1 protein-coding gene is annotated in these 853 nt (G+C 57.6%); it reads left to right on the forward strand.

The window, feature by feature from the left end; all coding sequences use genetic code 11:
- Positions 1 to 141: 141 nt before the first annotated feature.
- On the forward strand, positions 142 to 853 hold a 712-nt coding region (locus AC1DWI_RS24870), incomplete at its 3' end, for a LysR substrate-binding domain-containing protein (protein ID WP_477726140.1).

Here is an 853-nt window from a genome sequence, read left to right on the forward strand (position 1 = left end):
GGGGAATACCGCGAATTGACCGCACTTATGGCCAGCATTGCCTTGTCATAACCGTGGAGGCATGGCGCATCGGTACGGCAGTTGGGCTCCTCTTTAGCGTAAAACAGGCATAATAAAATCAATAATTAGCCTGAATTCGATATGAACCTTCACCAATTCCGCTTCGTCCAGGAGGCCATCCGGCGCAACCTGAACCTGACAGAGACCGCCAAGGCCCTGCACACCTCGCAGCCCGGCGTATCCAAGGCCATCATCGAGCTGGAGGAGGAACTGGGCGTAGAAATCTTTGCACGGCACGGCAAACGCCTCAAGCGCGTGACCGAACCCGGGGAACACGTCCTCAAAAGCATTGAACTCATCATGCGCGAGGTCGGCAACCTGCGCCGCATTGGCGAGCAGTTTTCTGCCCAGGACAGCGGCACGCTCTCCATTGCCACCACCCATACGCAAGCCCGTTATGTGCTTCCGCAGCCCGTTGCCAAGCTGCGTGAAGCCTTTCCCAAAGTCAATGTCAGCCTGCACCAGGGCTCTCCCGACCAGGTGGCGCGCATGGTGCTCGACGAAGTTGCTGAGATCGGTATAGCCACCGAATCATTGACGCAGTACGAAGACCTGGTGACCCTTCCCTGCTACGAATGGCAGCACATGCTGGTCATTCCTGTCGACCATCCGCTGGCCAAAAAAGACAACATCACACTCGAAGACCTGGCGCAAGAACCCCTGATCACTTACCACCCATCCTTCACCGGCCGTACCAAGATCGACCTGGCGTTTGCCGCCAAGCGGTTGCAGCCGCGCATTGCGCTCGAGGCGATTGACTCCGACGTCATCAAGACCTATGTGCGCCTGGGAC

This window comes from Polaromonas sp. P3_C2, from assembly GCF_056402675.1.